We start from the raw sequence: 26798 nt of genomic DNA, 5'->3' as shown, positions 1-26798 counted from the left end.
CACCCGTATCCATGGGTTGGTCCGCCCTCGCGGTAAGGCCTTGCGGCGCCGACGCGCCGGATCTTTCACAGCCAGCGATTGCCGAGGAGCCTCCCATTGGGACCTGCCATCAACCAATCCCGCGTCACGCAGGGCCGCCCGAACCCGCTCGGCGCGAGCTGGACCGGCCTCGGGGTCAACTTCGCCCTGTTCTCCGCCCATGCGACCAAGGTCGAGCTCTGCCTCTTCGACCTCTCCGGCACGACGGAGCTCGAGCGGATCGAGTTGCCGGAATACACGAACGAGGTTTTCCACGGCTTCCTGCCGGACGCCCGGCCCGGCACGATCTATGCCTATCGCGTCCACGGCCCCTACGATCCCGAGCAGGGGCATCGCTTCAACCCGAACAAGCTCCTGCTCGATCCCTACGCGCTCTCGCATGTGGGCGACCTCGAATGGAACCCGGCGCTCTACGGCTACACGATCGGCCATGAGGCCGGCGATCTGTCCTTCGACGACAGGGACAGCGCCGCCTTCATGCCCAAATGCCGCGTCGTCGATCCGGCCTTCACCTGGGGCAATGACCGCCGCCCGCGCGTGCCGTGGGAACGCACGCTGATCTACGAAGCCCATGTGAAGGGCCTCACCACGCGGCACCCTGCCTTGGCGGAGGAGCTGCGCGGCACCTATGCCGGCCTCGGCAGCCGGGAGATGATCCAGCACATCAAGTCGCTCGGCGTGACCTCGGTCGAGCTCCTGCCGATCCAGTTCTTCCTCAACGACGATCACTTGGTGCGCAGGGGCCTGGTGAACTACTGGGGCTACAACTCGCTCGGCTTCTTCGCACCGGCGCGGCGCTATGCGCGCACCCCCGATTTCGCCTTCTCCGAGTTCAAGGAAATGGTGGCGCGGCTGCACGATGCCGGGCTCGAGGTCATCATGGACGTGGTCTACAACCACACCGCCGAAGGCAATGAGCTCGGCGCGACGCTCTCCTTCAAGGGCATCGACAACGCCAGCTATTACCGCCTGCTGCCCGACCGGAAGCGCTACTACATCAACGACACCGGCACCGGGAACACGGTGAACCTCAACCATCCCCGCGTGCTGCAGATGGTCACCGACAGCCTGCGCTACTGGGTGAACGAGATGCATGTCGATGGCTTCCGCTTCGACCTCGGCACCATCCTGGCGCGCGAGCCGGATGGCTTCGACACGCAGTCCGCCTTCCTCAAGGCCTGCATGCAGGACCCCGTGCTGACCGATGTGAAGCTGATCGCCGAGCCCTGGGATATCGGGCCGGGCGGCTATCAGGTCGGCAACTTCGCGCCGGGCTGGGCGGAATGGAACGACAAGTTCCGCGACACGGTGCGCGGCTTCTGGGTCGGGGAAGAGGGGATGGCGGCCGATCTCGGCAACCGGCTGTCCGGATCCGCGGACCTCTTCAATCACCGCGGCCGCAGGCCATGGGCGAGCATCAACTTCATCGCCGCGCATGACGGCTTCACGCTCAACGACCTCGTCACCTACAACGAGAAGCACAATGAGGCGAATGGCGAAGAGAACCGGGATGGGCATTCCCACAACCGGTCCTTCAATCACGGCGTGGAAGGCCCGACCGACGACCCCGGGATCAACGCGATCCGGGAACAGCAAATCCGCAACATGCTGGCGACGCTCTATCTGTCGCAGGGCACGCCCATGCTGCTCGCCGGCGATGAGTTTGGCCGCACCCAGCAAGGCAACAACAATGCCTATTGCCAGGACAACGAGATCTCCTGGCTGGACTGGGATTGGGGCGACGGAAACCGCCGGCTCCTCGCCTTCGTGCAGCGCCTGGCGGCGCTGCGGGAGCGGCTTCCGGTCCTCCGGCGCGGCCGCTTCCTGACCGGCGAGTACCATGAGGCGAGCGGCAGCAAGGCGCTCGCCTGGTTCAAGCCCGGCGGCGAGGAGATGGACGCCTCGGACTGGGAGGATCCGAACACCCGCTGCCTGGCCCGCATCCTGGATGGCCGCGCCCAGGAGACGGGCATCCGCGTCCCGGCGCATGACCAGACGCTGCTGCTCATCGTCAACGCGCACCACGATGCGGTGGATTTCAAGCTGCCGCGAAGCGAAGGCGCCAGGTCCTGGCTGCGACTGCTCGACACCCACCTCTTCGGCAGCAAGGACGACAAGGAGGAGGTCTTCCGCGTCGGCCAGAAATACAAGGTGCCCGGCCGTTCGTTGATACTCTTCCAACTGCGCACGGGCTGAGAGACCTTTTGGAAAAGGCGGCGGCGGAGGACTGGCGAGGGATTTTTCGTCCCTGGTGTGTCGGCTGACGCAGCCGATGCTGGTGGCATCGGCGAGGAAGCCGGTACGCCAGGGGCGGAAAAGACCCGCCAGACCGACCCGCAGCCTTTTTCAAAAGGTCTCTGAGGACCGACCAGGCAACCGATGGCACCCGGATGGGTTTGTCGGTCGCCTTGGAACGGGAGCGCGGCATGGAAAAGGAGGACGATTTTCTCTCGGAAGCCGAGACGCGGATTCACGCGGGCATTGCCTGCGAGGAACTCCAGCTCTGGGCATGGCGATGGCGGAACGCGGATGACGCAGGGGGCCGGGATGTCCTCACGGCCTTGCGCCGCCGCCTGGCTGATCTCGCCTCCGGCAATGCGTGCAAACGCGCGGCTTATCTGGCGCTGCGCGAGGGGCTGGGCGACGGGGCGGATTCCTGAAACTGGCCGTCCTGCGTCAGAGCGCGCGGTCGACCTGCGTGGCTAAGGAAGCCCTTCCACGCTGACCAGCCGCGCAGCGCTGCAGGCCTCCCGGACCTCCTTCAGGCCCTGATAGACCGGGCCCTCATAGAACTCCTCGAAGGCGGCAATCGACGGGAATTCCAGCAGGACGATCCGGCGCGGCTGCCAATCCCCCTCATGCACCTTGTGCGCACCGCCGCGCGCCAGATAGCGGGCGCCGGCGGCTTTCAGGGCCGGCTTCACCTGCGCCATGAAAGCCTGGTAGCGCTCCGTATCGCGGATCTCGACATCGAAGATCACATAGGCCGGCATGGGCGGGTTCTCCTCCCGTCGTCATTGGACAGGCGCCCGGTTACCAACCCGTTCGGTGGCGCGATATGCTCAAGGGCACAGGTGAGGTCACCACCCATGTCCGATCCAGGCGGCACCGAGGCGCAGCATGAGGATACCGCGTCATCCAGGCGGAGCGATGCCGTGACCGGCGATCGGACCTACCGCGTCACCTATACCGAGGCGATCGTCCGGGACGCGGTGCGCAGCTATGTCCGCCGGCGGTTCCTGCGCGAACAGAAAGCCCTCTGGCTGGTCGCCTTCCTCATGCTCCTGCTCTTCGCCTACCTGCTCTGGACCGGCGATCGCAGCTGGCTGCTCGGCATCATCGGCGTCGCCGCTCTCCTGCCGGTGCTCTTCGTGGTCGCGGGGTGGCGGGCGCACCACGCCAATACGGTCGGCAGGTTCCGCCGCATGCCGAGCCCGGTCGCGGAGATCGCTTTCTGCGAGGACGGGCTCGCCGTCGCTTCCGCCCTCGGCAGCGGCCTGCTGCCATGGACAAGCCTCACGGAGATCTGGGAAAGGCCCGGTTACTGGATGATCTTCAGCGGCCCCGGCCAGTTCAACACCTTGCCGATCGAGGCCATCCCGGACGAGGACCTGCAATGGCTGCGGTCCCGCATAATATCGCGCTGAGCCACGGGCAGGATCAGCGCGCGGCTCCCGCAGCAACCGCCTTCTTCGCCAGCACTGCCTCATAGGCCTGCCGCAGTTCCTGGAAGACGGAGCGCGCCGGCTTCGGCGCATCCAGGTGCAGATGCCGCAGTTCGTCCATGAAGGCTTCCCACATCGGCGGCCCGCCATCCTCCAGCAGCTCGGCACGGATCGAGAGCTCCTCCGTCACCGGCATGTGGCGCCTTCCCCAGGCGGCCATATGCGCCAGCAACGGCACCAGCTGGATGGCGGGCTCGGCCAGGCTGTAGATCGCCTTCTGCTTGTGAGTCGGATCGTCACGCCTGGTCAGCAGCCCCCGCTCCATAAGCCGCTTCAGCCGGTCGGCTAGGATATTGGAGGCGATACCCTCATCCGAGAGGCTCAGCAGTTCCCGGAAATGGCGCCGGTTCCCGAACATGATGTCGCGGATGAGGATCAGGCTCCACCGGTCGCCCAGTACCTCCAGCGTCAGGTTTATCGGGCAGCCGGAGCGGCCTGCCTCCTCCACCTTCATGACTCCCACCCGCAAAAAACCGCTTGCATTTTAAAACCGCTTCTGCCAACACTCTGGTTGCTAATCGCAATCAGTAAGCGCCAAGGGAGCCCGTCATGTCAAGGCTGAGCGTCCGTGCCTTCACCATCTCCGCCGACGGCTATGGAGCCGGTCCCGATCAGAGCCTGAAGGAGCCACTCGGGGTGGGTGGGGAGGCGTTGCACGGATGGCTCTTCCCCACCCGGACATTTCGGCAGCTGTCCGGCAAGGACGGTGAGACCGGCATCGATGATGATTTCGCCGCCCGCAGCTTCGAGAATGTCGGCGCCTGGATCATGGGGCGGAACATGTTCGGCCCGGTGCGCGGTCCCTGGCCGGATGAGAGCTGGAAGGGCTGGTGGGGCGACAACCCACCCTATCATGTGCCGGTCTTCGTGCTGACCCACCACGCGCGCGCGCCCATCACCATGGAAGGCGGCACCACCTTCCACTTCGTGACCGACGGCATCGAAAGCGCGCTCGCCCAGGCGAAGGCTGCCGCCGCCGGCAAGGATGTGCGCATCGGCGGCGGCACCGCCACCGTCCACCAATATTTGCGCGCACGGCTGATCGATGAGATGCACCTTGCGGTCTCGCCGGTGCTGCTCGGCCGCGGCGAGAACTTCTTCGCCGGCATCGATCTGCCGGCGCTCGGCTATGCCTGCACGGAGCGTGTCTCCACACCCGCCGCGACGCATCTCATGGTGAGGAAGCAGGCGTGATGCCTGTCGCGGAAAGGGGCCGGAGCGGCGCTGCCGCCCGGCCCCTTCCCATGGAGCGTGATCGCTCGAGCGGAAACGATCACGCTCCAGGATTTTGCTTGATCGCGTGATTCACGCTTTGCGGCGATTCCGCCGCAAGCGATCACGCTCTACTCCCAGATCCGCAGGATCTTGGATAGCCGCTCCCCATCCGGGATCGGGCTGGAACCGATCGGGGCGTCCTGGTTCACGGTCCAGCGTGGAAACTGCGACTCAGCCCGCTTGACCGCCGCCTTGACGTTGGTCGCCTCGACCGAAACAACCGCCTGGCCGAGCTCATCGCTGCCAGAAGGCTTGGCATCGCGTCGTACGAGAGGAATGTCGAAGACCGGCATCCGTCCTACCTCCGCAGGGGTGGAGCCCCCTGAACGAAGGACCGGCGGCACGGTTCACGGGCGATGGGTCACGAGGAATGGAGGCGCGCCCGGAAGCGCGCCGGGTTGCTTTCGCGCAACACCTGCGCCCCGTCCAGGCGGTCAGCGCCGCCGCTTGGGCAGGTGCCGGATCTCGGCGGTTGCCGGCACGGCCGGCGGCGCGGCAGGCGCGGGCGGCAGAGCGAAGGCGATCCGCCAGCATTCCAGCCAGTATCGCTGCATCATCCGCGTCCAGGGGTTGTCCCAGGGGTTGGCCAGCATGCCCTTGAACATCTGCCCGTAGACCTGGTCGGGTGGCGGAAGCCACATGCGCGCCTCCTCTCGGCTCGAATCGGCTCAGGCGATCGGCCCGGGCGAATTTGCCATGCAAGGCATGGGCCGCGGAGGGAAATCCGGAAGCGGGCCTCAGCGCTCCTGCCGGCGCGGCACCTGGTCGCTGCCTTCCTGGCGGTCGCGATACAGCGCCGCGCGGGCCAGCAGCATCAGCGTCACCGGCGTGGTCGCGACGACGAAGAGGCCGATCAGCACCTCATGCACCACGAGGCGCGTCTGCAGCACGGAGAAGAACAGCATCGAGGCGAGCAGCACGCAGCCGACGCCGAGCGAGCTGCCGAGGGTCGGCGCATGCACGCGCTCATAAAAACTCCTGAGCCGCAGCAGGCCGATGGAGCCGATCAGCGTCAGCGCGGCGCCCACCAGCAGCAGCAGCGCGACCGGCACCGCGGCCCAGATCGGCAGATCCACGGCCCCGGTCATTCGATCACCTCGCCCCGCATCAGGAATTTCGCCAAGGCCGCGGTGCCGACGAAGCCGAGGATCGCGATCACCAGCGCCGCCTCGAAATAGATCACGGTGCCGGACTGGATGCCGAAGGCCAGCAGCAGCAGCATGCCGTTCAGGTAGAGCGCATCGAGCCCCACCACCCGGTCCTGCGCCCGCGGTCCGCGCAGCACGCGCCAGGTCGCGCAGGCCATGGCGAGGCCGAGCATCACCTGCGCGATCAGCAGGGACCAGGTCAGCAATGCCTCACTCACGGGAAGATCTCCATCAGCGGCGCCTCGTATCGATCCTTGACGGTGCGCACCCATGCGGCCTCATCCGCGAGGTCGAGCACATGCAGCAGCAGCATCCCCTCCCCCGAATCATATTCCACCCAGGCGCTGCCGGGCGTCGCGGTCAGGATGCAGGCGAGCGCCGCCAGGCCCTGCGGGTTGCGCAGCGTGAGCGGGATCTCGATGAAGCCCGAGCGGTGGACCCGGTGCGGACCCAGGATGATGCGCGCCACGTCGATGTTCGACCGCACGACATCCGCCAGAACCAGGCCCAGCAGCCGGAGCGCGGTGCCGAGGCGGCGCACCCGCGCCGTCCCCGGCTCCAGCAGCGCGAAGCTCCAGCCGCCGAGCAGGGCAAGCACGGCGCCGACCAGCGCTGTGCCAGGCGCCACGCTCTCGTTCAGCAGCAGCCACAGCAGGAAGAGTGCTGCGGAGACGAAGGGATAGGGCAGCAACCGCCTCATGGCCGCACCTCGCCGCGGGCGCCGGCCGGTGCCAGCACGTCCCGCACATAGGCGTGCGGCGCGTGCAGCTCGGCGGCGGCCGCCTGCATGTAGCGCATCACCGGCCCCGCCTGGACCGTCATGCCGATGCAGAGCAGCAGCAGGAACAGCACCGGCGCGATCTCGATGACGCTGACCCGCGGCACCACGCGGTCCGCCACGGCCCAGAGGTTGCGGATGCCGGCGCGGGTCGTCGCCAGCACGGTCGCCAGCCCGGAGAGGATGACCGCGGCGAGGAAGCCCCAGCTCGCGGCCGGCACCACGGCGGCCGCCGCCGCAGTGCCGAGACCCGCGGGATTCAGCACCGCGCTCAGCATCGCGAACTTGGCGATGAAGCCGGACAGCGGCGGCAGACCGGCCAGCAGCAGGGCGCAGCAGAGGAAGCAGGCGCCGAGGATCGCCATGGTCGCGGGGATGGCGACGCCGACCTCCTCCGCCTCGCCGGCATCCTCATCCTCCTCGCCGTCGCCGAAGGCCTCGAGCGTCACGGCCAGCACGTCGGCGCCGACATCGCGCCCGCGCTCCAGCAGCTCGATCAGCAGGAACAGCGCACCGACCGCGAGCGCCGAGCTCGCGAGGTAATAGAGGGCGCCGCCCGTCACGCTCACCTGCCCGGCGCCGACGGCGGCGAGCAGGGTGCCGGAGGAGATCATGACGCTGGCGCCGGCCAGCCGCGGCAGGTCCTGTGTCGCCAGCACGCTGACCGCGCCGAAGCCGATGGTCATGATCCCGCCCGCCAGCAGCCAGCCTTCGCCGAAGCCGGCGGAGGCGCCGGCATCCTCACCGAACAGCAGCAGCGACAGGCGCAGCACCGCATAGACGCCGACCTTGCTCATCATGGCGAAGATCGCGGCCGCGGGCGGGCTCGCCGCGGCATAGGTGGTCGGCAGCCAGAAGCCGAGCGGCCACATCCCGGCCTTGACCAGGAAGGCCATGCCAAGGATCGCCGCACCCGCTTCCAGGATCGGCCGGTCGCCGGCCGGGATGGCCGGGATGCGGGCGGCGAGGTCGGCCATGTTGAGCGTGCCGACCACGCCGTAGATCATGCTGACGCCGATCAGGAACAGCAGCGACGCCGCCAGGTTGATGGCGATGTAGTGCAGCCCCGCCTTCACCCGCGCGATGCCCGACCCGTGCAGCGCGAGCCCGTAGGAGGCGGCCAGCAGCACCTCGAAGAAGACGAAGAGGTTGAACAGGTCGCCGGTCAGGAAGGCGCCGTTGAGGCCCATGAGCTGGAACTGGAACAGCGCGTGGAAATGCGGCCCCATCCGCTCCCAACGCGCGGTCGAGAAGACCAGCGCGGCGAGGCCGAGCGACGCCGTCAGCACCAGCATCAGCGCCGAGAGCCGGTCGACCACCAGCACGATGCCGAACTTCGCCGGCCAGTCGCCGAGCCGGTAGACGCTGACCGCGGCGTGGCTGCCCTCCGATGCCCCGGCCCGCACCATCAGCAGGATGGCGATGACGAGCAGCGCCAGGGCGGAGGCGATGCCGATGCCGGCCCGCAGCCGGCGTCGCTGGTCGTCCAGCGGGATCATGATGGCGCCGGCGATCAGCGGCAGCAGGATCGGGAGGATCGCCAGGTGCTGGGAAAGCGCACTCATTCGTCGCGCCCCCTGCCGTCGACATGATCCCCCCCGGTGAGCCCGCGGGAGGCCAGCATCACGACGAGGAACAGGGCCGTGGTCGCGAAGCCGATGACGATCGCGGTCAGCACCAGCGCCTGCGGCACCGGATCGGCGAAATGCGCGGGGTCGCCGGCGGTGCCCGGCTCCAGCACCGGCGGTGCGCCGATTGGGAATCGGCCCATGCTGAAGATGAAGAGGTTGACTGCGTAGGAGAGCAGCGACAGCCCGATGATGACCTGGAAGGTGCGCGGCCGCATCACCAGCCAGACGCCGGAGCCGCCGAGCACGCCGATGCTGAGGGCGAGGATGAATTCCATCAGGCGTCCCCCGCCGGCTGCTCGAGGCGGGGCGCCGCCCGCTGGCTGCGCACCGACTGGTGCGCGATCGCGATCAGGATCAGCACCGTGGCGCCGAAGACCAGTGCGAAGACGCCGATGTCGAAGGCCATGGCGCTCGCCATCGGCAGCTTGCCGAGCCAGCCGAGATCCGCATAGGCGAAGAAGGAGGTCAGGAAGGGCCGGCCGAAGACCGCGGCGCCGATGCCGGTGCCGGCCGCCAGCAGCAGCCCCGCAGCCATCCAGCGCAGCGGGTGCACGCGCAACCGGTCCTCCACCCAGCGGGCGCCGCCGGCCATGTATTGCAGGATGATCGCGACCGAGAAGGTGAGGCCGGCGACGAAGCCGCCGCCCGGCAGGTCATGCCCGCGCAGCAGCAGGTAGATCGCGATGACGCCGATCGCCGGGAACAGCAGCCGCATGATGACGGCGGGGATCATCAGCCAGTCGCCGTCGCGGCTGCCCTCCTCATCGCGCTGCTGCTCCGGCACCTCGATGCTCTCGCGGGCCGGGCGGAAGCGGCGCAGCAGGGCGAAGACGGTCAGCGCCACGACACCGACGACCACGATCTCGCCCAGCGTGTCGAAGCCGCGGAAATCGACCAGGATGACGTTGACCACATTGGTGCCGCCGCCCTCGGAATAGGCGCGTTCCAGGAAGAAGCGGGAGATCCCGTCGGGGGAGGCGCGGGTCATGGTCGCGTAGGAGAGCGCCGAGAGCCCCGCCCCGGCGACCGCCGCGATGATGATGTCGCGCCAGCGGCGCAGCCGGGCGCGCAGGTCGCCCGCACCCCGGCTCTCGATCCGCCTCGGCAGCCAGCGCAGGCCGAGCAGCAGCAGCACCGTCGTCACCACCTCCACCAGCAACTGGGTCAGCGCCAGGTCGGGGGCGGAGAACCAGATGAAGGTCATGCAGGTGACCAGGCCGACACCGCCGAGCAGGATCAGCGCCGCCAGGCGATGGTACTTGGCCTGGTAGGCGGCGCCGATCGCGCAGGCGGCACCTACCGCCCAGATGATCGCGATCGCGGGGTCGATGCCGGTCATGGCGACCGGCCCGGGTCGGAGGCCATGCGGCGACAGCGCCCAGGCGGCAGCGACGAAGCCGAGGATGACCAGCAGCCGGAGCTGCATCTGCAGCCGCCTGGTGCCGAGCAGCCGCTCCAGGGTGCGGGCGAAGCGCCAGGAGAGAAAGACCATGACGTCGTCGAAGATCCGCCGCCCGTCCCAGCGTTCCAGCAGCGGCGTGCCCTCGACGCCGGCATTCAGGTGGCGCTGCAGCAGCAGATAGAGCAGGACACCGCCGGCGAGCGCGCCGAGGCTCATGATCAGCGGCAGGTTGAAGCCGTGCCAGACCGCCAGGCTGTATTCCGGCGTCGCGCCGCCCAGCACCGAGCGCACCGCGACGTCGAGGAAGGGGCCGATGGTCGCCGCCGGCAGGATGCCGACCACCATGCAGCCGAAGACCAGCACCTCCACCGGCACGCGCATCCATTGCGGCGGCTCGTGCGGGGTTTTCGGCAGCGCATCGGTGTCGGGGCCGAAGAAGGCGCCGTGCACGAAGCGCAGCGAATAGGTGACAGCGAAGATGCTGGCGATGGTCGCCGCGATCGGCAGGGCGGCATGCAGCAGCGTGAAAGTGCCGGTGGTCGCGGTCAGCGCCTCCGTGAAGAACATCTCCTTGGAGATGAAGCCGTTGAGCAGCGGCACCCCGGCCATGGCGGCGGCCGCGACCAGCGCCAGCCGCGCGGTGAAGGGCATGGAGCGGTTGAGGCCGCTCAGGCGCCGGATGTCGCGCGTCCCGGTCTCGTGGTCGATGATCCCGGCCGCCATGAAGAGGGAGGCCTTGAAGGTCGCGTGGTTCAGCGTGTGGAAGATCGCGGCCACCATCGCGAGCTCGCTGTTGAGGCCGAGCAGCAGCGTGATCAGGCCGAGATGGCTGATCGTCGAATAGGCGAGCAGCCCCTTCATGTCGTGCTGGAAGATCGCGACATAGGCGCCGAGCAACAGGGTCGCGAGCCCCGCGGTGCCGACCGTCCAGAACCAGGCATCGGTCCCGGCCAGCACCGGCCAGAGGCGCGCCATCAGGAAGATGCCCGCCTTCACCAGGGTCGCGGAATGCAGATAGGCGGAGACCGGCGTCGGCGCCGCCATCGCCTGCGGCAGCCAGAAATGGAAGGGGAATTGCGCGCTCTTGGTCAGCGCGCCCGCCAGGATCAGGCCGAGCGCCAGCAGGTAGAGCGGGTGCTCGCGGACCCGGTCGCCGGATGCGAGCACCCGGTCGAGGTCGTAGCTGCCCACGATATGACCGAGCACCAGCACACCCGCGAAGAGCGCGAGGCCGCCGGTCGCGGTCACGGTCAGCGCCATGCGGGCGCCGTCGCGTGCCGCCGCCGAATGCTGCCAATAGCCGATCAGCAGGAAGGAAAAGAGGCTCGTCAGCTCCCAGAAGAAGACGAGCTGGATCAGGTTCCCGGACAGGACCAGGCCCATCATGGCGCCCATGAAGGCCAGCAGGAAGGCGAAGAAGCGCGGCACCGGATCTTCGGGCGCCATGTAGTAGCGGGCGTAGAGCACGACCAGGAAGCCGATGCCCGCGACCATCGCCGCGAAGACCGAGGCGAAGCCATCCATGCGCAGCACGAGGTCGAGGCCGAGCGTCGGGACCCAGGGGATCTCGGTGCGGAGGACCTGGCCCGCGGCGACCGCCGGGTAGCAGAGCCAGACCATGAGCAGCACGGCGAGCGCCACGCCGCCGGCCAGCCAGGCCTCGAGGTTGCGGGCATTGGACGGCAGCAGCGCCGCGATCAGCGCGCCGAGGAAGGGAAGCGCGACCGCGGTCGCGAGAAACAGGTCATGGGACGGCAACCGCGGCAGGCTCCGGATGCTGGGGTGGCAGAACTCCGGCTGTTGGCCTCCAAGGACGGGCGGCCGATTCAGACCTCCGGCGAGGCTCAGGCGGCGTGCGGCGTATCGGCCTCCCGCAACAGCAGCAGCGCTTCTTCCGCCGACTTCGCCTGGCGGAGCTGGCGGGGAAAGTGGGTGTCGCGCAACGCGCGGCAGATCCCCGACAACGCCGGCAGGAAGCCCTCCGACGCATCCTCCGGCCAGAGCACCAGGAAGACCAGGTCGACCGGTTCCCCGTCGCGGGCGTCGAATTCGATCGGGCGGTCGAGCCGCGCCAGGATCGCGAGCTTGGCGTCCGGCCCCGGCAGCCGCGCATGCGGCATCGCGATGCCGCGTCCGAGCGCGGTGGAGCCAAGCCGCTCCCGCCCCTGCAGCGCGTCCAGGATCTCCTGCACCGGCCGGCCGAGGCGTTGGGCGGCTTCGGTGGCGAGTGTGCCGAGCAATTCGTCCTTATTGGCCGGCGCCAGGTGGAGAACGCCCTTCGCGTCCGGGAACAGGTCAGCGATTGCCATGCACGTCTCCTACAGGTCCGAAGCCTCCGCGGCCCGCCCAGGAGGGGCATTTCCGGCCGGGATGGCCGCGTCGAGCGCGCGGCCGGGCAAGCCGCGCCATGCGGGCCCTTCGGGGATTCACCAGTCGCGGCCGCGGTTGCCAAAGCTCGGCGGCGGCCGCCGCGCAAACTAAGTTAAGTCTTCGACAGGTCAAGTTTAAGGCCGATGACCCTCGGCACGGCTCCCGCTGGAGCATGATAGGCGCGCAAGCGCTCGCGCATCATGCTCCAGCCCGCCGTTTGACCGCGTGATTCGGACTTTTCGGACGATTCCGCCTCAAATCATCACGCTCCAGGCCGCTATCCCCGCCCACCCGCGAGTTGGGCAGCCGCCGGGCTCCGGCCCAGGTGCCGCATCGCGAGGCAGCCGAGCGCCGGCCCGATCGCCAGCGCGGCAAAGGCGCCGCCCCAGCCCGCCCGGACCACCAGCCAGGGCATCAAGTGGATGGTGACGAGGGTCAGCAGGAAGCCGAGGCTGGTCTGCAAGGTCAGCATGGTCCCGGTCAGCCCAGGGTCGGACAGCTCCGCGACGGCCGCGGAGAATTGCGGTGAATCCGCCACTGCCGTGATGCCCCAGACCAGGCAGAGCACCATGGTCAGCGCCGGGTGCAGGCCGAAGGCCGGGCCCGCCAGCAGGCAGCAGGTGGCGGAGCAGGCCATCGCCGCCACCGTGACCCGCACCCGGCCGATGCGGTCGGCCAGCAGGCCGGCCGCGACGCAGGTGATGGCGCCCGTCCCGATCACCGCGAAGGTGGCGAGCGCCGCTTCCGCCGCATCCACGCTGGCGCCGCCGCGCGATTGCGCGAAGCTGGCGGCGAGGTAGAGCCCGACCCAGGTCCACATCGCGTAGAGCTCCCACATATGGCCGAGATAGCCGAGCGTCGCGAAGCGGGTGCCGCGGTTGCGCCAGAGCCGGGTCGCGGCGGAGAAGGCGAAGGGCGGCGCCGGGGCGTGCCGGGGGCCGAGCCGCACCGGGGCGATCAGCGCCGCGCCGGCCAGCGCCGCGAGGGAGGCGGCGCCGAGGGTCAGCCGCCAGTCCAGCCCGCCGAGCCCGTTCACCAGATGCGGAGAGGCGGAGCCGAGGGTCAGCGCGCCCACCAGGATGCCGACAACGAGCCCGGTGTCGCCGCGGTCGGCCCAGCCGGCGGCCAGCTTCATGCCGACCGGATAGACCCCGGCGAGCGCTGCCCCGGTCACGAAGCGCGCCGCGATCATCGCATCGGCCCCGGGCGGCAGCGCCAGCATCGCGGCATTCGCGGCCGCCCCCAGCACCGAAGCCGCGGCGAAGAAGACCCGCGGATCCACCCGGTCCGGCAAGGCGAGGATCGCGCTTGCCAGCGTGCCGCAGACGAAGCCCGCCTGCACCGCGCTGGTGAGCAGCGCCTGGAAGCCGGCGCTCACCGCCGCCTCCCGCGCCATGCCGGGGCCCGCCGCGGTGCCGGAGAACCAGAGCGACAGGGCCAGGACCTGGGCCGCCGCGATCAGGGCGATGTTCGCTGCTTTTCCGGACATGGGGCCCACCGCCGCTCACCGCGCGATCATGCGGCCCCGCCGCGCCCGAGGACAGGGCGGTCCCGCACGGCGCCGTGCGGTTAATCGCCGGTTAAACTCCCTCCTGCATTGCTGGTGGCTCATCGCACCTGCCCGGCCGGCAGGAAGGAGCGCGTCGCGCATGACATCCGTGCCGAGCGGCATTCCGCCATTCTATGCCGGCTATCAGCCTGGCTATGTGGCGAACGGCTCCGGTTCCGCCTCCGGCGGCGCCACCCCCGGCGTCGCCGACATCGTGGATGTACGGGCGCCCCTGCCCTCGGGCAGCTTCACCGCGGAAGCCGGCGACAGCTTCTCCGTCCATGAGCTGTTCAGCGCGGGCGCCAAGGCCTGGGATACCGTGGAACGCTATCGGGTGGCACTGCGGGACGATCCGGTGGCCGGCGGCGGCGGGCGGCTGATGCTCAACGGCCAGGACGTCACCGACCAGGTCGACTTCTCGCCGCTCGAATTCAACTCGCTGCTCTATGTCGCGGGGCCCCACGGGACGAAGCAGGACCTGGTGGTCGTCGCGCGCGCCGGCACGCCGGTACTCGGCGGCGGGCTCACCAACATCGTCGACAGCCCGGCCGTCCAGATCTCCGCCAATGTCACCGGCAGCCGTTCGATCAATGCCGCCTCCGCGCTGCGCACCCAGCCCGGCGCCGACGAGGCGAACTTCATCAAGATCGCCCAGGACGCCAACCTCTACACGGGCATCTCCTCGACCAAGCGCCCGGCCGTCACCACGGTCGGCAACTTCACCGCGGAGGCCGGCGACAGCTTCTCGATGCACGAGCTCTTCGACGCCGGGCCCAAGGCCTGGGACACCGTCGAGCGCTACCGGGTGGCGCTGCGCGACGACCCGGCGGCGGGCGGCGGCGGACGCCTGATGCTCAATGGCCAGGACGTCACCGACCAGGTCGACTTCTCGCCCCTCGAGTTCAACTCGCTGCTCTATGTCGCGGGGCCGAACGGCACCAAGCAGGACATCGTCGTCGTCGCCCGCGCCGGCACACCGGAGCTCGGCGGCGGGTTGACCGACATCGTCGACAGCCCGGCGGTGCAGATCTCCGCCGAGGTTACCGGCAGCCGTTCCATCAACGCCGCCTCCGCGCTGCGCACCCAGCCCGGTGCCGATGAAGCGAACTTCATCAAGATCGCCCAGGACGCCGAACTCTATACCGGCATCTCCTCGACCAAGCGTCCCGCGGTCACCACCGTCGGCGACTTCACCGCCGAGGCCGGTGACAGCTTCTCGGTGCATGAGCTCTTCGATGCCGGGCCCAGTGCCTGGGACAGCGTCGAGCGCTACCGGGTGGCGCTGCGCGACGACCCGGCGGCGGGCGGCGGCGGGCGGCTGATGCTCAATGGCCAGGACGTCACCGACCAGGTCGACTTCTCACCGCTCGAATTCAATTCGCTGCTCTATGTCGCCGGTCCGAACGGGACGAAGCAGGACATCGTGGTCGTCGCCCGCGCCGGCACGCCCGAGCTCGGCGGTGGCCTCACCGACATCGTCGACAGCCCGGCGGTGCAGATCACCGCCGGCGTCACCGGCAGCCGCTCGATCAACGCCGCCTCCGCGCTCCGCACCCAGCCCGGTGCCGATGAGGCGAACTTCGTCAAGATCGTGCAGGACGCCAACCTGTTCACCGGCATCTCCACCACCACCCGGCCGGCGCTGACGACGGTCGGCAACTTCACTGCCGAAGCCGGCGACAGCTTCTCCGTCCATGAGCTCTTCGACGCCGGCGCCAAGGCCTGGGACAGCGTCGAGCGCTACCGCGTCGCGCTGCGTGACGATCCGGTGGCCGGCGGCGGCGGGCGGTTGATGCTCAACGGCCAGGACGTCACCGGCCAGATCGACTTCTCACCGCTCGAGTTCAACTCGCTCCTCTATGTCGCGGGGCCCAACGGGACGAAGCAGGATCTGGTGGTCGTCGCCCGCGCCGGCACGCCGGAGCTCGGCGGCGGGTTGACCGACATCGTCGACAGCCCCGCGGTGCAGATCTCCGCCAATGTCACCGGCAGCCGTTCCATCAACGCCGCCTCCGCACTGCGGACCCAGCCCGGCGCCGATGAGGCGAATGTCCTCAAAATCGTGCAGGACGCCAACCTGTTCACCGGCATCTCCGGCACCACCCGGCCGGCGTTGACGACCGTCGGCAACTTCACGGCCGAGGCCGGCGACAATTTCTCGGTGCATGAGCTGTTCAGCGCGGGCGCCAAGGCCTGGGACACCGTCGAGCGCTACCGCGTCGCGCTGCGCGACGATCCGGTGGCCGGCGGCGGCGGGCGGTTGATGCTCAACGGACAGGATGTCACCGGCCAGGTCGACTTCTCGCCGCTCGAATTCAACTCGCTGCTCTATGTCGCGGGGCCGAACGGCACCAAGCAGGACATCGTCGTCGTCGCCCGCGCCGGCACGCCGGAGCTCGGCGGCGGCCTCACCAACATCATCGACAGCCCGGCGGTGCAGATCTCCGCCAATGTCACCGGCAGCCGTTCCATCAACGCTGCCTCCGCGCTCCGCACCGAACCCGGTGCCGATGAGGCCGATTTCCTCAGGGTGGTGCGGGATGCCGCCCTCTATACTGGCCTTTCCGGCGCCACTCGGCCGGCGGTGACGACCATCGGCCAGCCGGACGCGCCCACGGTGCCGCTCGATGCCCTGGCTGATGCGATCGGCGCCTTCCGGATGGCCGGCGGCACGACCGGCGCGGCCGCGCTGCAACCGAGTTCCGGCCAAACCTACACCCTGGCCGACCTGGCCGCGCTCTACCCCGGGGCGGTCGGCGGCAGCCGGACAGGGGCGGCCGCGACCACCAACCCCGCCCTGACCGCGCTCGCGATGCTGCTGGATACCGATGCGATCGGCATGCACCAATCCGCCGGCGACCGCCGCGCGCGCCAGAGCGTCGCCCTGCAGGCCTATCTGAAGACAAGCTGAGACCGGCGGCGCCGCATCCCGCGCGGGAGACGAGGCCCGCCTTAAGCATTTGCTGAACCCCGCCCTGGCAGTCTCCGGACATATGGGACCCGCCGATCTCCGATTGCTGGAACGCTACGCCGCCGAAGTGACGGTGCCGCCGCGCTGCGCCGATCGGGGCGTCTGCGCGGCCTTCACCACCCCGGCCCTGTTCGGCACCCGTCTCCGTCCCGCCGGCAAGGGCGAGGTGGAGCTGCTGATCCCGAACCCCTCCGGGCGGGCCGGCTGGCTGGTGGTGCCCTGGGCGGCGGTGATGGATGCCTTCTCGCCCACGATCGCGGACCGCATGCTGGTCGCCGGCCTCGGCGCCGAGGAGATCCTGCCGGAGACGATGACCGCCGCCGCGTTGCGGGTCGCCGGCGCCGGGCTTGCCGGGCGTGCGGCGCTGCGCGCGGCGCAGGCTTATGTGACCGGGATGCGCAGCCTCGACGCCTTCACCACCGCGCAGCTCGAACAGCGGGCCCGGGGCGCGGGGGAGCTGCTGCCGCTGTTCCGTGACTGTGGGATCGGCGGCGGCGGCGCGCCGCTGGCGCGCCGGGCCGGGCGCCTCCTGGAGTTCGCGCAGATGCTGAGCCATTGGCGGCAGACCTGCCCTTTCGACGAGGATCGCAACCGGGCGGCCCTGCTCGCCGCACGTGCCGTCGCGGTCGCCGAAGCCGCCTCCGCCTTGATCGCCGCCATGCACGCCCTCGCCGCCGACCTGCCCGCCATCCTCGCCGTCTGGCGCACGAACGGCATCGCGCTGCTCGCTTTCGCCCAGCGCGCCGGCTGGGTCCTGGATGGCTGGGAGCTGATCGCCTGTCTCTGGCGCGCCGCTGCCGGCGACGCGCAGCTCCAGGCGTTGCGGCGGATCTACGCGCTGGCGCCGCCGGCGGCGGCGGAGGCGCTGGCCTGGCCCGGCTGTGCCGCGCTCGGTGGCATCCCGGAGCCGCGCACGCCACAAAACGCGCTCCGCACCATCGACACGCGGCTCTGCGAGGCGGCGCTCTGCGATTGGCTCCATGCCCCATGAGCACGCTGCCGAAATCGCTGCGCGACCTGGGCCACGCGGCCCGCCAGGCGACCGACAACCAGATCATCAAGCTGGTCAGCATGGTCGATGCCATGCCGGAGCGGGGCGCCGCGGATGCGATCCTCGGGCCGGTGCGGGTGCGGCTCAAGCATCTCCGGCCCGAGCGGACGCTGAATGTCCCGCGGTTGCTGTTCCTGCCGCTCGATGCCGTGCTGCTCAATGCGCGGGACTGGCGGCCGGCGCCCGGCCAGGTGCCACGTACCGCGATCGTGCCGCTGATGGCCGCGCTGCGCGCCGCCGAGCCCCGGGTCTTCCAGGCCGTGGCGGACGCGCTGGCGGGCCGGAGCCTCAGCAACGGGCAGATGGTGAGCGAGCTCGGCGCCGCGCTCTGGACCGCCGCGGCACGGAGCTTTCCGGGGGCGCCGCCCGCCGGCTGGGCGGAGGCAGGCCTCCCGCCCCAGGGCTTCCCCTTCATCGCCGAGACCTGCAAGCCGCTCTGGCGGCATGGGCCGGCGCTCTGGAAGCTCCGCCTCGCGGGCGCCGACGGCCTGCGCGAGCAGGATCTGCGCATCGCCTTCCGCACGGTCGCGCAGGATGGGCCGGAGGCGGTCGGCATCGTGCTCTCGGCGCTGCTGCCCTATGTCGTGAACCCCGCCCAGATGATCGCGATCGTGGGCGGGCTGGACCGCAGCCTGGCGGGCATCGCGGAGCAGGTGCTCGACAAGTATCTCGCGGGCATCAGCCCGGACCTCGACTTCTCGGACCTGACGGCGGTCGCGACGGCGGCCGAGCGCTTCGCCCTGGTGCTGGAGGATCTGGACAGCGCCACCGGCCGCGACCGGCCGAAGCGTGCCCAGCTTCTGCACAGCCTGCGCCAGGCGGCGGCCGATGCCTGCGCCGAGCGCCTGGGCGATCAGGTCAACGCGCATCTGGTGCAGCCGCTGGCACGGCTGGTCACCGCCGCCAGCGTCTCCGATGCGGAGGTGGAGGCGCTGGAGAAATCGGCGATCGCGCTCAGGAGCATCGCGAATTCCGGCCGGGGGCTGCGCCAGGGCGGCGGCTTCGACCAGGCTCTCACGCCCGCGATCACACTGCTGGAACGCGCCCTGCCCGCCTTGCTGCCGGCTCCAGATCGGTACGGCTTCGCGGATGCGTTGCGGGTGCTCGAGATCCTGGCGGGGTCCGCGGTGGCGGCGCGCTACCGCCGGTAGGAATGATCGCCGTCGCGGCAGTCCGGCGATACACTCGCCGCCGGGCCCGGCCCAGGACAGCCGGTGCGCCCCAAGCGGGAGAGCCGCCGTGGCGAGAGTGACGTCATCCAATCATGCGCTGGCCGAAGCCTTTTTCGGCCGCTTCGCGCAGGCCTTCGCCACCTTCGAGGCGGGGCGCATCGCGGCCCTCTACGTGACGCCCGGGGTCGCGCTGCGCCGCGACGGATCGATCGTCGCGCTGACCTCGGAACGCGATGTCCTGCGCTACTACCAGGCGGCGCTCGACCACTATCACCATGATGGCTGCCGATCCTGCCGATGGTCGCAGCTCACCGTGACCCGGATGGGCCGCCGCTGCCTGCTGGCCACCGTGACCTGGGAGCTGCTGCGGGAGGATCTGACCCTGCTGACGACCTGGCGGCAGTCCTACAGCCTGAGCACCTTCGGCGATGACGGGCCGAAGGTCTTCGCGACCGCCATGCACGTGGAGTGACGGGCCGCTAGGCCGATCCGGCCCTACTGCGCCTCCGCCCCTTGGGCGATCATCGCCTCCCGCATCGCATCGGGGATCGCCGCTTTCACCGGTCCCCTGGTCACCACGATGATCCCCCGCGCCGAGCAGACCAGCCCATCCGCGCGCCACATCGCGTATTCATGCACGAAGCTCGACCGGCGGACCGAGGCCGTGCGGCAGGTCAGCAGCACCTCGTCCCCGAAGCCCGCCGGCTTCAGGTAGCGCACCTCCAAGGTTCCGACGACCGGGCCGATCGCCTCCGGCCCGAAGCTGCCGCCGAGCCCCTCCCAGAAGGCGACGCGCAGATCCTCGAACAGCGTCAGATAGGCGGTGTGGTTCACATGCGCGTAGAGGTCGCATTCCGCCCAGCGGATGCGGTGGCGCCGCGCCATCGGCCAGTCGCCCTCCACCTGGAAGGCTGCGCGTGTCGCGTCGTCCATCGGCATCTCCTCTGTCCTTCCGCCATGATGCGCGCCACCGCCGGCCACGCAAACCCTTCCACCCGGGACGCGAAACAGGGCAGGCTGCCCGGCAAGAAGACCACGGGAGGAACCAAGATCATGACCACACGCCGCAGCCTCGGCGCCGCGACGCTTGCAGCACTCGCCGCACCGCATGTCGTCCGTGCCCAGGCCGTCTGGCCGAACGAACGGCCGGTCGAGATCACCGTCCCCTTCCCAGCCGGCGGCGGCGTCGACGTCATGACGCGCCTGATCATGCCGCTGGTGGCGCAGCGTATCCCGGGGCTCAGGCCGGTCGTCATCAACCGCTCCGGCGCCGCCGGGCAGCTCGGGCTGGAATTCGTCTTCAACGCGGCGCCCGACGGCTATTCGCTCGGCGCCACCACCCTGCCGGCACACAACTCCATCCCGCTGGAGCGGCCGGTGCGCTATCGGCCGATGGAGTTCAGCTTCCTCGCCAACATCGTCGAGGACGGGAACTGCTTCTACGTCCGCAGCGAAAGCCCGATCCAGAACGTGCAGCAGCTCATCGACATGGCAAAGGCGCGGCCCGGCCAGCTCACCTTCGGCACCACCGGCATCGGCTCCGACGACCATATCTTCATGGTGGGGTTCGAAGCGGCGACCGGCATTCCGCCGATGATCCACATCCCCTTCGCCGGCGCGGCGCCGCTGATCCCGCAACTGCTCGGCGGGCATATGGACCTCGCCGCCATCAATGTCGGCGATGCCCTGCAGCTCAAGCGGGAAGGCAAGCTGCGCATCCTGGCCCAGGCCAACCGCGCACGCTGGGCGGAGGCCGCCGATGTGCCGACCTTCCGGGAGCTCGGCCTCGACATCGTCTACGGCGCGTCGCGCGGCATCGTCGGGCCGCCCAACCTGCCGCCCAGGATCACCGAGCGGCTGGTGGCGGCCTTCCGCGAGGCGCTGGCCGATCCCGCCTTCACCAGCGAGGCGCAGCGCCAGCTCATGCCGCTCCGCCCCGTCGTCGGGCGCGAATACGCGGCGATGGCGCTCGAGATCGACGAACGCGTGCAAGGCCTCTGGCGCGCCAAGCCCTGGCGCAACACCTGATCTGGCGGATCAGCCCGCGGCCGCAGGCCGCCCTCCATTCCTGCGGAGCGAGCGAAGCGATGCTCCGGGGCCGCGAACGCAGCCCCGCGCGCGACCAACAGCAGCGCCCGGTGCAGCCTGACAGCGCGTTAGCCAAGGCCGCGGACGCGGCCGCCGGCGATTGAGGACAATGAAAATGCCGGCGCTTGAGGTCAAACTATAACCCCGCGCCTTCCAAGCGCAGGATTGCGCGGGCAAGGCTCTGGGCGCGGGGGACAATGCTGTCGAGCTCGAGGTATTCCTCCGGGCTATGCGCCTTGCCGCCGGCCGGGCCGACCGCGCAGATGGTGGGCGCGCCCATCGCGGCGGTGAAGCCGCTGTCCGCGCAGCCGCCGGAGAATTCGCCGGTCACGCTGAGGCCGGAGGCCGCGGCCGCGCCCTTGTAGAGCTCGAACACCCGGGCGCCGGCTTCCGTCTGGTTCAACGGCAGGAACTCGCCCTTGATGGTCAGCGTCGCGCGCGTGCCGGGCACATGGGCGCGGCCGACGATGTCGTGGATCCGGCCCATGATCTCGTCGCGATCCGTCGGATCGACATAGCGCAGGTCGATCTGGAACTGCGCGGAAGGGGCGACCGTGTTCACGCTCTGCCCGCCGGAGACCAGGCCGACATTCAGTGTGATGCCGCGCTTGAGGTCGGTCAGCGCATGGATCGCGATGATCTTGTGCGCGGCCTCGCCGATCGCGCTGATGCCTGCTTCGAAATTGCCGCCGGAATGCGCGGCCTTGCCTTCGATGTCGACGATGCTGAAGACCCCGCCCTTGCGCCCCGTGACCACGGCGCCGGTCGGGCGGCCGGGCTCGGAATTGAACACCACGCGTGCCCGCTTCGCCTCGGCCTCGATCACCGGGCGGCCTTCGGGGCTGCCGATCTCCTCGTCGCCGGTAAAGAGGCCGACCAGCGGGCCGGGCGCGCCGCCGAATTTCCGGAAGGCGGCGAGCACGAACATGTTCATCACGATGCCCGCCTTCATGTCGGCGACACCCGGGCCATAGGCGATGTTGCCCTCGATCCGGAAGGGCCGGCGAGTCGGCTCGCCCTTCGGGAAGACGGTGTCACGATGGCCCATCAGCACGATGTTCTTCTGGCGGTTGCCGGACGCGATCTCGCCGCCTTCGACGGTCGCGCGCAGGCAGTCGCCATGCTTCTGCTGCGGCAGCACCTCCACCGGGATGGCGTTCGCCGCCATGAAGCGCTTCACCTGTTCGCCGGTCTGGTCGACGCCCGCCTTGTCGTAGCTGCCGCCATCGGTGTTCACCATCTCGGCGATGGCATCGATCATGGCGCCGCGCTGCTCGGCGAGCCAGGCGGTGATGGCGGCTTCGGTGCTCACGGCGGTCTCTCGCTCCGGTGCGTCAAATGAGGCCGGATTGGAGCCCCGTGTCGGCGCCGGCGCAAGGGGGCCGGGTCAGGCGCCGGCCCTGCGCTTCACGAAGGCGAGCCGGGTCCAGTCGACATCGGCCTTGCCCGGCAGGATGGAGGCCGTGCGCACATTGAGTACGGTATCGAGGCCCTCAGCCCCGGCGAGCGCGATCGTCTCCTCCGCCGGGACCGCGAACATGCGCCGCCCTTGCGGCACCGGCCCATGCCGCAGCGACAGGATCACGACACCGCCCGGACGCAGGAGCGACGCCAGATTCGGCATTGCCCGCCGGCGCTCCGCGGCATCGAGGTGCATCCAGACGGCGGAGAGCAGGATGAGATCGAAGGCAGCGCCCCGCGCCGTCAGCCCGGCGAGCTCCGGCAGGCTGTCCTCCCGCCATTCCACCGCCGCGCCGGCATGCAAGGCCATCGCGCCTTGGCGGAGCACCGCGACCGGCTCCACCGCGGTGACGCGATGGCCCATCGCCGCCAGCGACGCCGCATCGCGCCCGGTGCCGGCGCCGATATCCAGCACATCGCAGGGCGCCCGTGGGATCAAGTGCAGCACCACCCGATGGATATCGGCGAAGGCGACGCTCTCGTACTGGACGAGGAGGGCTTCCGCCTCCTCGGCATAGCCCTCGGTGCCGCTCATCTGGAGCATTTCCGTTTGCCTGGGCTCACGTCAAATGCTCCAGCCCCTTGTTCGATCGCGTGATTCAGACTTTTCGGCGATTCCGCCTCAAGTCATCACGCTCTAGTCGATACGGCCGATGCGCTGCACGACGCGCGCCAGGCGTTCGGCATCGGCCGCGGCGAAGCGCGCGAAGGCGTCGCCGTCGCGGTGGTCGATGGCGCTGCCGGCAGCGTTCAGTGCCCGCACCACGTCCGGGTCCGCGGCGGCCGCGGCGAGCCCCTGGCGCAGCCGCTGCGCGATCGGCGCCTGGATGCCGGCAGGCGCATAGGCGCCGCACCAGATGTAGTATTCGACACCGGAAAAGCCCTTGGAGAGCAGGGTCGGCACATCCTCGAACCCCGCAATCGGCCGCGCGCCCCAACTCGCCAGCACGCGCAGCCGGCCTTCGCGCACATGCGGCGAGATCGGGCCGGGGCCGGAGGCCAGCGCCTGCACCTGGCCGGCGACCAGCGCGGTCAGCGCCGGTGCGCCGCCCTGGAACGGCACGTGCAGCATGTCGATCTCCGCCGCCGCCGCCAGCATCGCCATCGGCAGGTGCAGCGCCGAGTAGTTGCCCGAGGAGGAATAGGAGATCTCGCCCGGCCGCCGCTTCGCGTCGGCGATGAATTCCTCCAGCGTGCGCCAGGGGCTCGCTGCCGGAACCGCCAGCAGCACCGGATCGGCAGAGACCAGCGCCAAGGGCTGCAACTGGTCGAGCGTGTAGGCCGGTGCCCGGCCGAACAGCTTCGCCGCTTCCGGCAGCACGACGACGGAAGAGAGCGCCATCAGGATGGTGTAGCCATCGGGTGCCGCGCGGGCGACGGCACCATTGCCGATCTCGCCCGCCGCGCCGGCGCGGTTCTGCACCGGCACCGGCACGCGCCAGAGCCGCTCCAGCGCGGCCGCGACCGGCCGCGCCACCACATCCGCCTGCCCGCCCGGCGGGAAGGCGACCACCATGCTGACCGGGCGGTTCGGAAAGGCCTCGGTCTGCGCCCAGGCCGCGGGCGCCGCGGCACCAAGGCTGATGGCCCCGAGCAAGGCGCGTCTCTGGATCATGCTTCACCCTCCGCTTCGCAGTGCCGGATCATGACCGATACGGATGAACGGATGATGATCCGGCCAGCCTACGTGTCTATCAGGCGACCTTGTTCTCCAGCACGCCGATGCCGGTGATCTCGATCCGCACCACATCGCCCTTGTTGAGGAACTTCGGCGGGTTGAAGCCGATGCCGACGCCGGCCGGCGTGCCGGTCGCGATGATGTCACCGGGTTCCAGCGTGATCGCCGCCGAGATCGCCTCGATCAAGGTCGGCACGTCGAAGATCAGGTCGGCGACCGGCGCGTCCTGCCGCTTCTCGCCATTCACATGTGTGGTCAGGCGCAGCGCCGCCGGATCCGGCACCTCATCGGCCGTCAGGATCGCGGGGCCCATCGGGCAGAAGGTATCGAGCCCCTTGCCCAGGATCCATTGGCTGTGCCGCTTCTGCAGGTGCCGCGCGGTCACATCGTTGACGATGGTGTAGCCGAAGACGTGCTTCAGCGCGTCGGCCTTGGCAATGCCGCGTCCGCCCTGGCCGATGACGACCGCGAGCTCGCCCTCGTAGTCGAGGCCGCCGGTCGGGTCGAGCTCGCCCAGGATGGGCTCGCCATTGGCGATGATCGCGGTGTGCGGCTTGCTGAACACCACGGGAAAGGGCGGCACCACATCCTTGGCGCCGCCATCGAAGCCCGATCCCGCGAATTCCTTTGCATGCTCGTGGTAGTTCTTGCCGACGCAGAAGATGTTCTTCGGCGGACGGGGGATCGGCGCCATCAGCACCGCATCGGCGGCGACCGGCGCCTTCGCCGCCGCAACGCGGGCGCGCTCCAGCATGGCGGCGCCGCCGCCGATCAGCGCCGGCATGTTGCCCCAATCCACCCGGGGATCGGCGGCCGCCAGGTCGAGCACCTGGCCATCGGCGTTCAGCGCCCCGATGCGCTCGCCCACCGTCCCGCTCCGCTTGTAGGTCACCAGCCGCATCGACCGTCCTCCTTGAGCGTGACGGCTTCAGGCCGAAGCGCCCGAAAGGCCTGGATCACGCGATCAACCCAAGATGTCCGCTGCGTCATCTGCCGCGTGGCGCACGGCTTGCCAAGCCCTGCCTGGAAGCTGTGTCAGTCGAGCGGCGCCACCGGCAGGGACGCTGCGCGCTCGATCGCGCGCGCGGCGCGGAAGGCGAGATCGTCGCGATAGAGCGCCGCCGCCACCTGCACCGCCCGCGGCATCCCTTCCTCATCGAGCCCGACCGGCACGCTGATCGCGGGCTGGCGGGTCAGGTTGAAGGCAAAGGTCCAGGGCGCCCAGTCACGCCACAGGGCCTCCCACGGGCGGATGGTCGGCTGGTCGGCGGCGATCGCGGCGGTCGGCGTCGCCGCGGTCAGCACGATGTCGTAGCGCTGGTGGAAGCGCGCCATGGCATGCGCCGCCTCTATCCGGAGCGCATCGGCACGCAGGAAATCGACCGCGCTCATGCCCTCCTCCCGCGCCGCGACATCGGTGATGCCGGCATCGAGCAGCCCGCGCTTCTCCGCCGGCGTCTCGGCAACCAGCTTGGCCAGCGCCACGCCCCAGACGCGGCCGAAGATCGCGCGGGTGTCGGGCAGGCCGGGATCAGCCTCCTCCACGGTGGCACCGGCTTCCTCGAGCAGCTTCGCCGCGACGCCGAGAGCGGCCTTCCCATCCTCGTCCAGCGGCGGCTCGAAGCCCAGGCGACGGACCAGCGCGACGCGCAGCCCCTTCACCCCATCCTCGATGCCATCGCGCCAGTCGCTGATATCCTCGGGCAGGCAGAAGGGGTCGCGCACGTCATGTCGCGCCATGACGTTCAGCATGAGCGCGGCGTCGCGCACCGTGCGCGTCATTGGTCCCGCGCAGGCGACATTGGCGAAGGCGCCGAGCGGCCATTGCGGCACCCGGCCGAAGCTCGGCTTGACACCCACCAGCCCGCACCAGGCGGCGGGGATGCGGACCGAGCCGCCGGCATCGGTGCCGACATGCAGCGGCCCGAAGCCGGCGGCACCCGCGGCGCCGGCGCCGCTGCTGCTGCCGCCGGGCGTCCGGTCGCGGTTCCAGGGGTTGCGGGTGATGCCGTGCAACGGGCAGTCGCCCGGCGATTTCCAGCCGAACTCGGTCGTCGTGGTCTTGCCGATGATGACCGCGCCCGCCGATTTCAGCCCGAGCACGACCGGCGCATCCTCCGCGACCGGCGCTGCTTCGGTGGTGCGGCTGCCGCGCCGGGTCGGGAAGCCCGCCATGTGCAGCAGGTCCTTCACCGTCGCCGGCACGCCGTCGATCGGCCCGATTGGGCGGCCGGCCATCCAGCGCTGCTCGCTCTCGCCCGCCGCCTGCAGGGCGCGCGGGTTCATGGCGGCGAAGGCATTGACCCAGGGATTGTAGCGCGCGACGCGCTCGGTCACCGCGCGCAGCACCTCGACCGGGGAGAGCGCGCGCCGCGCGTAATGCGCGAGCAGCGTCTCGGCCGGCATCAGGGCGGGATCGGTTTCAGACATCGAGACGGCCCCACCAACAAGCGGGGCCCT

At 69.9% G+C, this 26798-nt stretch carries 27 protein-coding genes; 9 read left to right on the top strand and 18 right to left on the bottom strand.

What is annotated here, in order from left to right; genetic code table 11:
- The first annotated feature begins 96 nt into the window (after positions 1–96).
- Both glgX and GXW71_RS17215 read left to right on the top strand, forming a co-directional pair.
- Positions 97–2235: a glycogen debranching protein GlgX gene (gene glgX / locus GXW71_RS17220; protein WP_211853779.1), complete on the top strand. Its 2139-nt coding sequence runs from the start codon at positions 97–99 to the stop codon at positions 2233–2235.
- Positions 2236–2465: 230 nt separating this feature from the next.
- Positions 2466–2699, top strand: a complete 234-nt coding sequence (locus GXW71_RS17215; RefSeq protein WP_211853778.1) for a hypothetical protein — start codon at positions 2466–2468, stop codon at positions 2697–2699.
- 42 nt (positions 2700–2741) lie between these two features.
- Here the strand turns inward: GXW71_RS17215 and GXW71_RS17210 are convergent, their stop codons facing one another.
- Positions 2742–3032, bottom strand: a complete 291-nt coding sequence (locus GXW71_RS17210; RefSeq protein ID WP_211853777.1) for a DUF1330 domain-containing protein — start codon at positions 3030–3032, stop codon at positions 2742–2744.
- 96 nt (positions 3033–3128) lie between these two features.
- On the opposite strand from GXW71_RS17210, the gene GXW71_RS17205 reads away from it, so the two are divergent.
- Positions 3129–3686 carry a YcxB family protein gene (locus GXW71_RS17205; RefSeq protein WP_211853776.1) on the top strand — a complete coding sequence of 186 codons (558 nt, stop codon included), beginning with the start codon at positions 3129–3131 and terminating at the stop codon, positions 3684–3686.
- A gap of 13 nt (positions 3687–3699) precedes the next feature.
- Here the strand turns inward: GXW71_RS17205 and GXW71_RS17200 are convergent, their stop codons facing one another.
- Positions 3700–4218, bottom strand: a complete 519-nt coding sequence (locus GXW71_RS17200; RefSeq protein WP_211853775.1) for a winged helix-turn-helix transcriptional regulator — start codon at positions 4216–4218, stop codon at positions 3700–3702.
- A 95-nt stretch (positions 4219–4313) separates the two neighbouring features.
- Between GXW71_RS17200 and GXW71_RS17195 the strand changes: the two genes are divergently transcribed.
- Complete coding sequence (locus GXW71_RS17195; protein WP_211853774.1) at positions 4314–4958, top strand: dihydrofolate reductase family protein; 645 nt, start codon at positions 4314–4316, stop codon at positions 4956–4958.
- Between the two features lie 149 nt (positions 4959–5107).
- On the opposite strand, the gene GXW71_RS17190 is transcribed toward GXW71_RS17195, so the two are convergent.
- From GXW71_RS17190 to GXW71_RS17145, 10 genes are all read right to left on the bottom strand, one after another.
- Positions 5108–5332 carry a hypothetical protein gene (locus tag GXW71_RS17190; protein ID WP_211853773.1) on the bottom strand — a complete coding sequence of 75 codons (225 nt, stop codon included), beginning with the start codon at positions 5330–5332 and terminating at the stop codon, positions 5108–5110.
- Between the two features lie 141 nt (positions 5333–5473).
- Positions 5474–5680, bottom strand: a complete 207-nt coding sequence (locus tag GXW71_RS17185; protein WP_211853772.1) for a hypothetical protein — start codon at positions 5678–5680, stop codon at positions 5474–5476.
- Between the two features lie 96 nt (positions 5681–5776).
- Complete coding sequence (mnhG, locus tag GXW71_RS17180) at positions 5777–6127, bottom strand: monovalent cation/H(+) antiporter subunit G (protein WP_211853771.1); 351 nt, start codon at positions 6125–6127, stop codon at positions 5777–5779.
- Positions 6124–6405: a K+/H+ antiporter subunit F gene (locus tag GXW71_RS17175; protein ID WP_211853770.1), complete on the bottom strand. Its 282-nt coding sequence runs from the start codon at positions 6403–6405 to the stop codon at positions 6124–6126. The genes mnhG and GXW71_RS17175 overlap by 4 nt, the downstream gene beginning before the upstream one ends.
- Positions 6402–6887 (bottom strand): Na+/H+ antiporter subunit E, encoded by a 486-nt coding sequence (locus tag GXW71_RS17170; RefSeq protein ID WP_211853769.1) that lies wholly within the window; start codon positions 6885–6887, stop codon positions 6402–6404. The genes GXW71_RS17175 and GXW71_RS17170 overlap by 4 nt, the downstream gene beginning before the upstream one ends.
- On the bottom strand, positions 6884–8530 hold the full coding sequence (locus GXW71_RS17165; protein ID WP_211853768.1) for a monovalent cation/H+ antiporter subunit D: 1647 nt from the start codon (positions 8528–8530) through the stop codon (positions 6884–6886). Before GXW71_RS17165 ends, GXW71_RS17170 begins: the two co-directional genes overlap by 4 nt.
- Positions 8527–8871 (bottom strand): Na+/H+ antiporter subunit C, encoded by a 345-nt coding sequence (locus GXW71_RS17160; protein WP_211853767.1) that lies wholly within the window; start codon positions 8869–8871, stop codon positions 8527–8529. The genes GXW71_RS17165 and GXW71_RS17160 overlap by 4 nt, the downstream gene beginning before the upstream one ends.
- Positions 8871–11756: a monovalent cation/H+ antiporter subunit A gene (locus tag GXW71_RS17155; RefSeq protein WP_246526660.1), complete on the bottom strand. Its 2886-nt coding sequence runs from the start codon at positions 11754–11756 to the stop codon at positions 8871–8873. The genes GXW71_RS17160 and GXW71_RS17155 overlap by 1 nt, the downstream gene beginning before the upstream one ends.
- 86 nt (positions 11757–11842) lie before the next feature.
- Positions 11843–12307, bottom strand: coding sequence for a PTS sugar transporter subunit IIA (locus tag GXW71_RS17150; RefSeq protein WP_211853766.1), 465 nt, complete (start codon positions 12305–12307; stop codon positions 11843–11845).
- 338 nt (positions 12308–12645) lie between these two features.
- Complete coding sequence (locus tag GXW71_RS17145) at positions 12646–13857, bottom strand: MFS transporter (RefSeq protein WP_211853765.1); 1212 nt, start codon at positions 13855–13857, stop codon at positions 12646–12648.
- 160 nt (positions 13858–14017) lie between these two features.
- On the opposite strand from GXW71_RS17145, the gene GXW71_RS17140 reads away from it, so the two are divergent.
- The 4 genes from GXW71_RS17140 (at position 14018) to GXW71_RS17125 (ending at position 19583) form a co-directional block, all read left to right on the top strand.
- Positions 14018–16828, top strand: coding sequence for a hypothetical protein (locus GXW71_RS17140; RefSeq protein WP_211853764.1), 2811 nt, complete (start codon positions 14018–14020; stop codon positions 16826–16828).
- An 82-nt stretch (positions 16829–16910) separates the two neighbouring features.
- Positions 16911–17879 (top strand): hypothetical protein, encoded by a 969-nt coding sequence (locus GXW71_RS17135; protein ID WP_211853763.1) that lies wholly within the window; start codon positions 16911–16913, stop codon positions 17877–17879.
- A complete protein-coding gene (locus GXW71_RS17130) occupies positions 17876–19090 on the top strand; it encodes a hypothetical protein (protein WP_211853762.1) in 1215 nt (404 codons plus the stop codon). The genes GXW71_RS17135 and GXW71_RS17130 overlap by 4 nt, the downstream gene beginning before the upstream one ends.
- An 88-nt stretch (positions 19091–19178) precedes the next feature.
- Complete coding sequence (locus GXW71_RS17125; RefSeq protein ID WP_211853761.1) at positions 19179–19583, top strand: hypothetical protein; 405 nt, start codon at positions 19179–19181, stop codon at positions 19581–19583.
- A gap of 23 nt (positions 19584–19606) precedes the next feature.
- Here GXW71_RS17125 and GXW71_RS17120 read toward each other — a convergent pair whose 3' ends face one another.
- Positions 19607–20044: an acyl-CoA thioesterase gene (locus GXW71_RS17120; protein WP_211853760.1), complete on the bottom strand. Its 438-nt coding sequence runs from the start codon at positions 20042–20044 to the stop codon at positions 19607–19609.
- 120 nt (positions 20045–20164) lie between these two features.
- Here GXW71_RS17120 and GXW71_RS17115 point away from each other — a divergent pair, with 120 nt between their 5' ends.
- Positions 20165–21139, top strand: coding sequence for a tripartite tricarboxylate transporter substrate binding protein (locus GXW71_RS17115; RefSeq protein ID WP_211853759.1), 975 nt, complete (start codon positions 20165–20167; stop codon positions 21137–21139).
- A 196-nt stretch (positions 21140–21335) separates the two neighbouring features.
- On the opposite strand, the gene GXW71_RS17110 is transcribed toward GXW71_RS17115, so the two are convergent.
- The 5 genes from GXW71_RS17110 to GXW71_RS17090 all read right to left on the bottom strand — a co-directional run bounded on the left by GXW71_RS17110 (position 21336) and on the right by GXW71_RS17090 (position 26768).
- Positions 21336–22511 carry a M20 family metallopeptidase gene (locus GXW71_RS17110; RefSeq protein ID WP_367617323.1) on the bottom strand — a complete coding sequence of 392 codons (1176 nt, stop codon included), beginning with the start codon at positions 22509–22511 and terminating at the stop codon, positions 21336–21338.
- Between the two features lie 75 nt (positions 22512–22586).
- A complete protein-coding gene (locus tag GXW71_RS17105; protein WP_211853758.1) occupies positions 22587–23195 on the bottom strand; it encodes a class I SAM-dependent methyltransferase in 609 nt (202 codons plus the stop codon).
- Between the two features lie 102 nt (positions 23196–23297).
- A complete protein-coding gene (locus GXW71_RS17100; RefSeq protein WP_211853757.1) occupies positions 23298–24275 on the bottom strand; it encodes a Bug family tripartite tricarboxylate transporter substrate binding protein in 978 nt (325 codons plus the stop codon).
- Positions 24276–24354: 79 nt separating this feature from the next.
- The gene (locus GXW71_RS17095; protein ID WP_246526659.1) at positions 24355–25239 is read right to left on the bottom strand and encodes a fumarylacetoacetate hydrolase family protein; all 885 of its coding nucleotides are present in this window, start codon (positions 25237–25239) and stop codon (positions 24355–24357) included.
- A 134-nt stretch (positions 25240–25373) separates the two neighbouring features.
- Complete coding sequence (locus GXW71_RS17090) at positions 25374–26768, bottom strand: amidase (RefSeq protein ID WP_211853756.1); 1395 nt, start codon at positions 26766–26768, stop codon at positions 25374–25376.
- Positions 26769–26798 lie beyond the last annotated feature (30 nt).

Source organism: Plastoroseomonas hellenica (genome assembly GCF_018129085.1).
GTDB classification, from domain to species: domain Bacteria; phylum Pseudomonadota; class Alphaproteobacteria; order Acetobacterales; family Acetobacteraceae; genus Plastoroseomonas; species Plastoroseomonas hellenica.
This window is presented reverse-complemented; position numbering and strand designations above follow the sequence as displayed.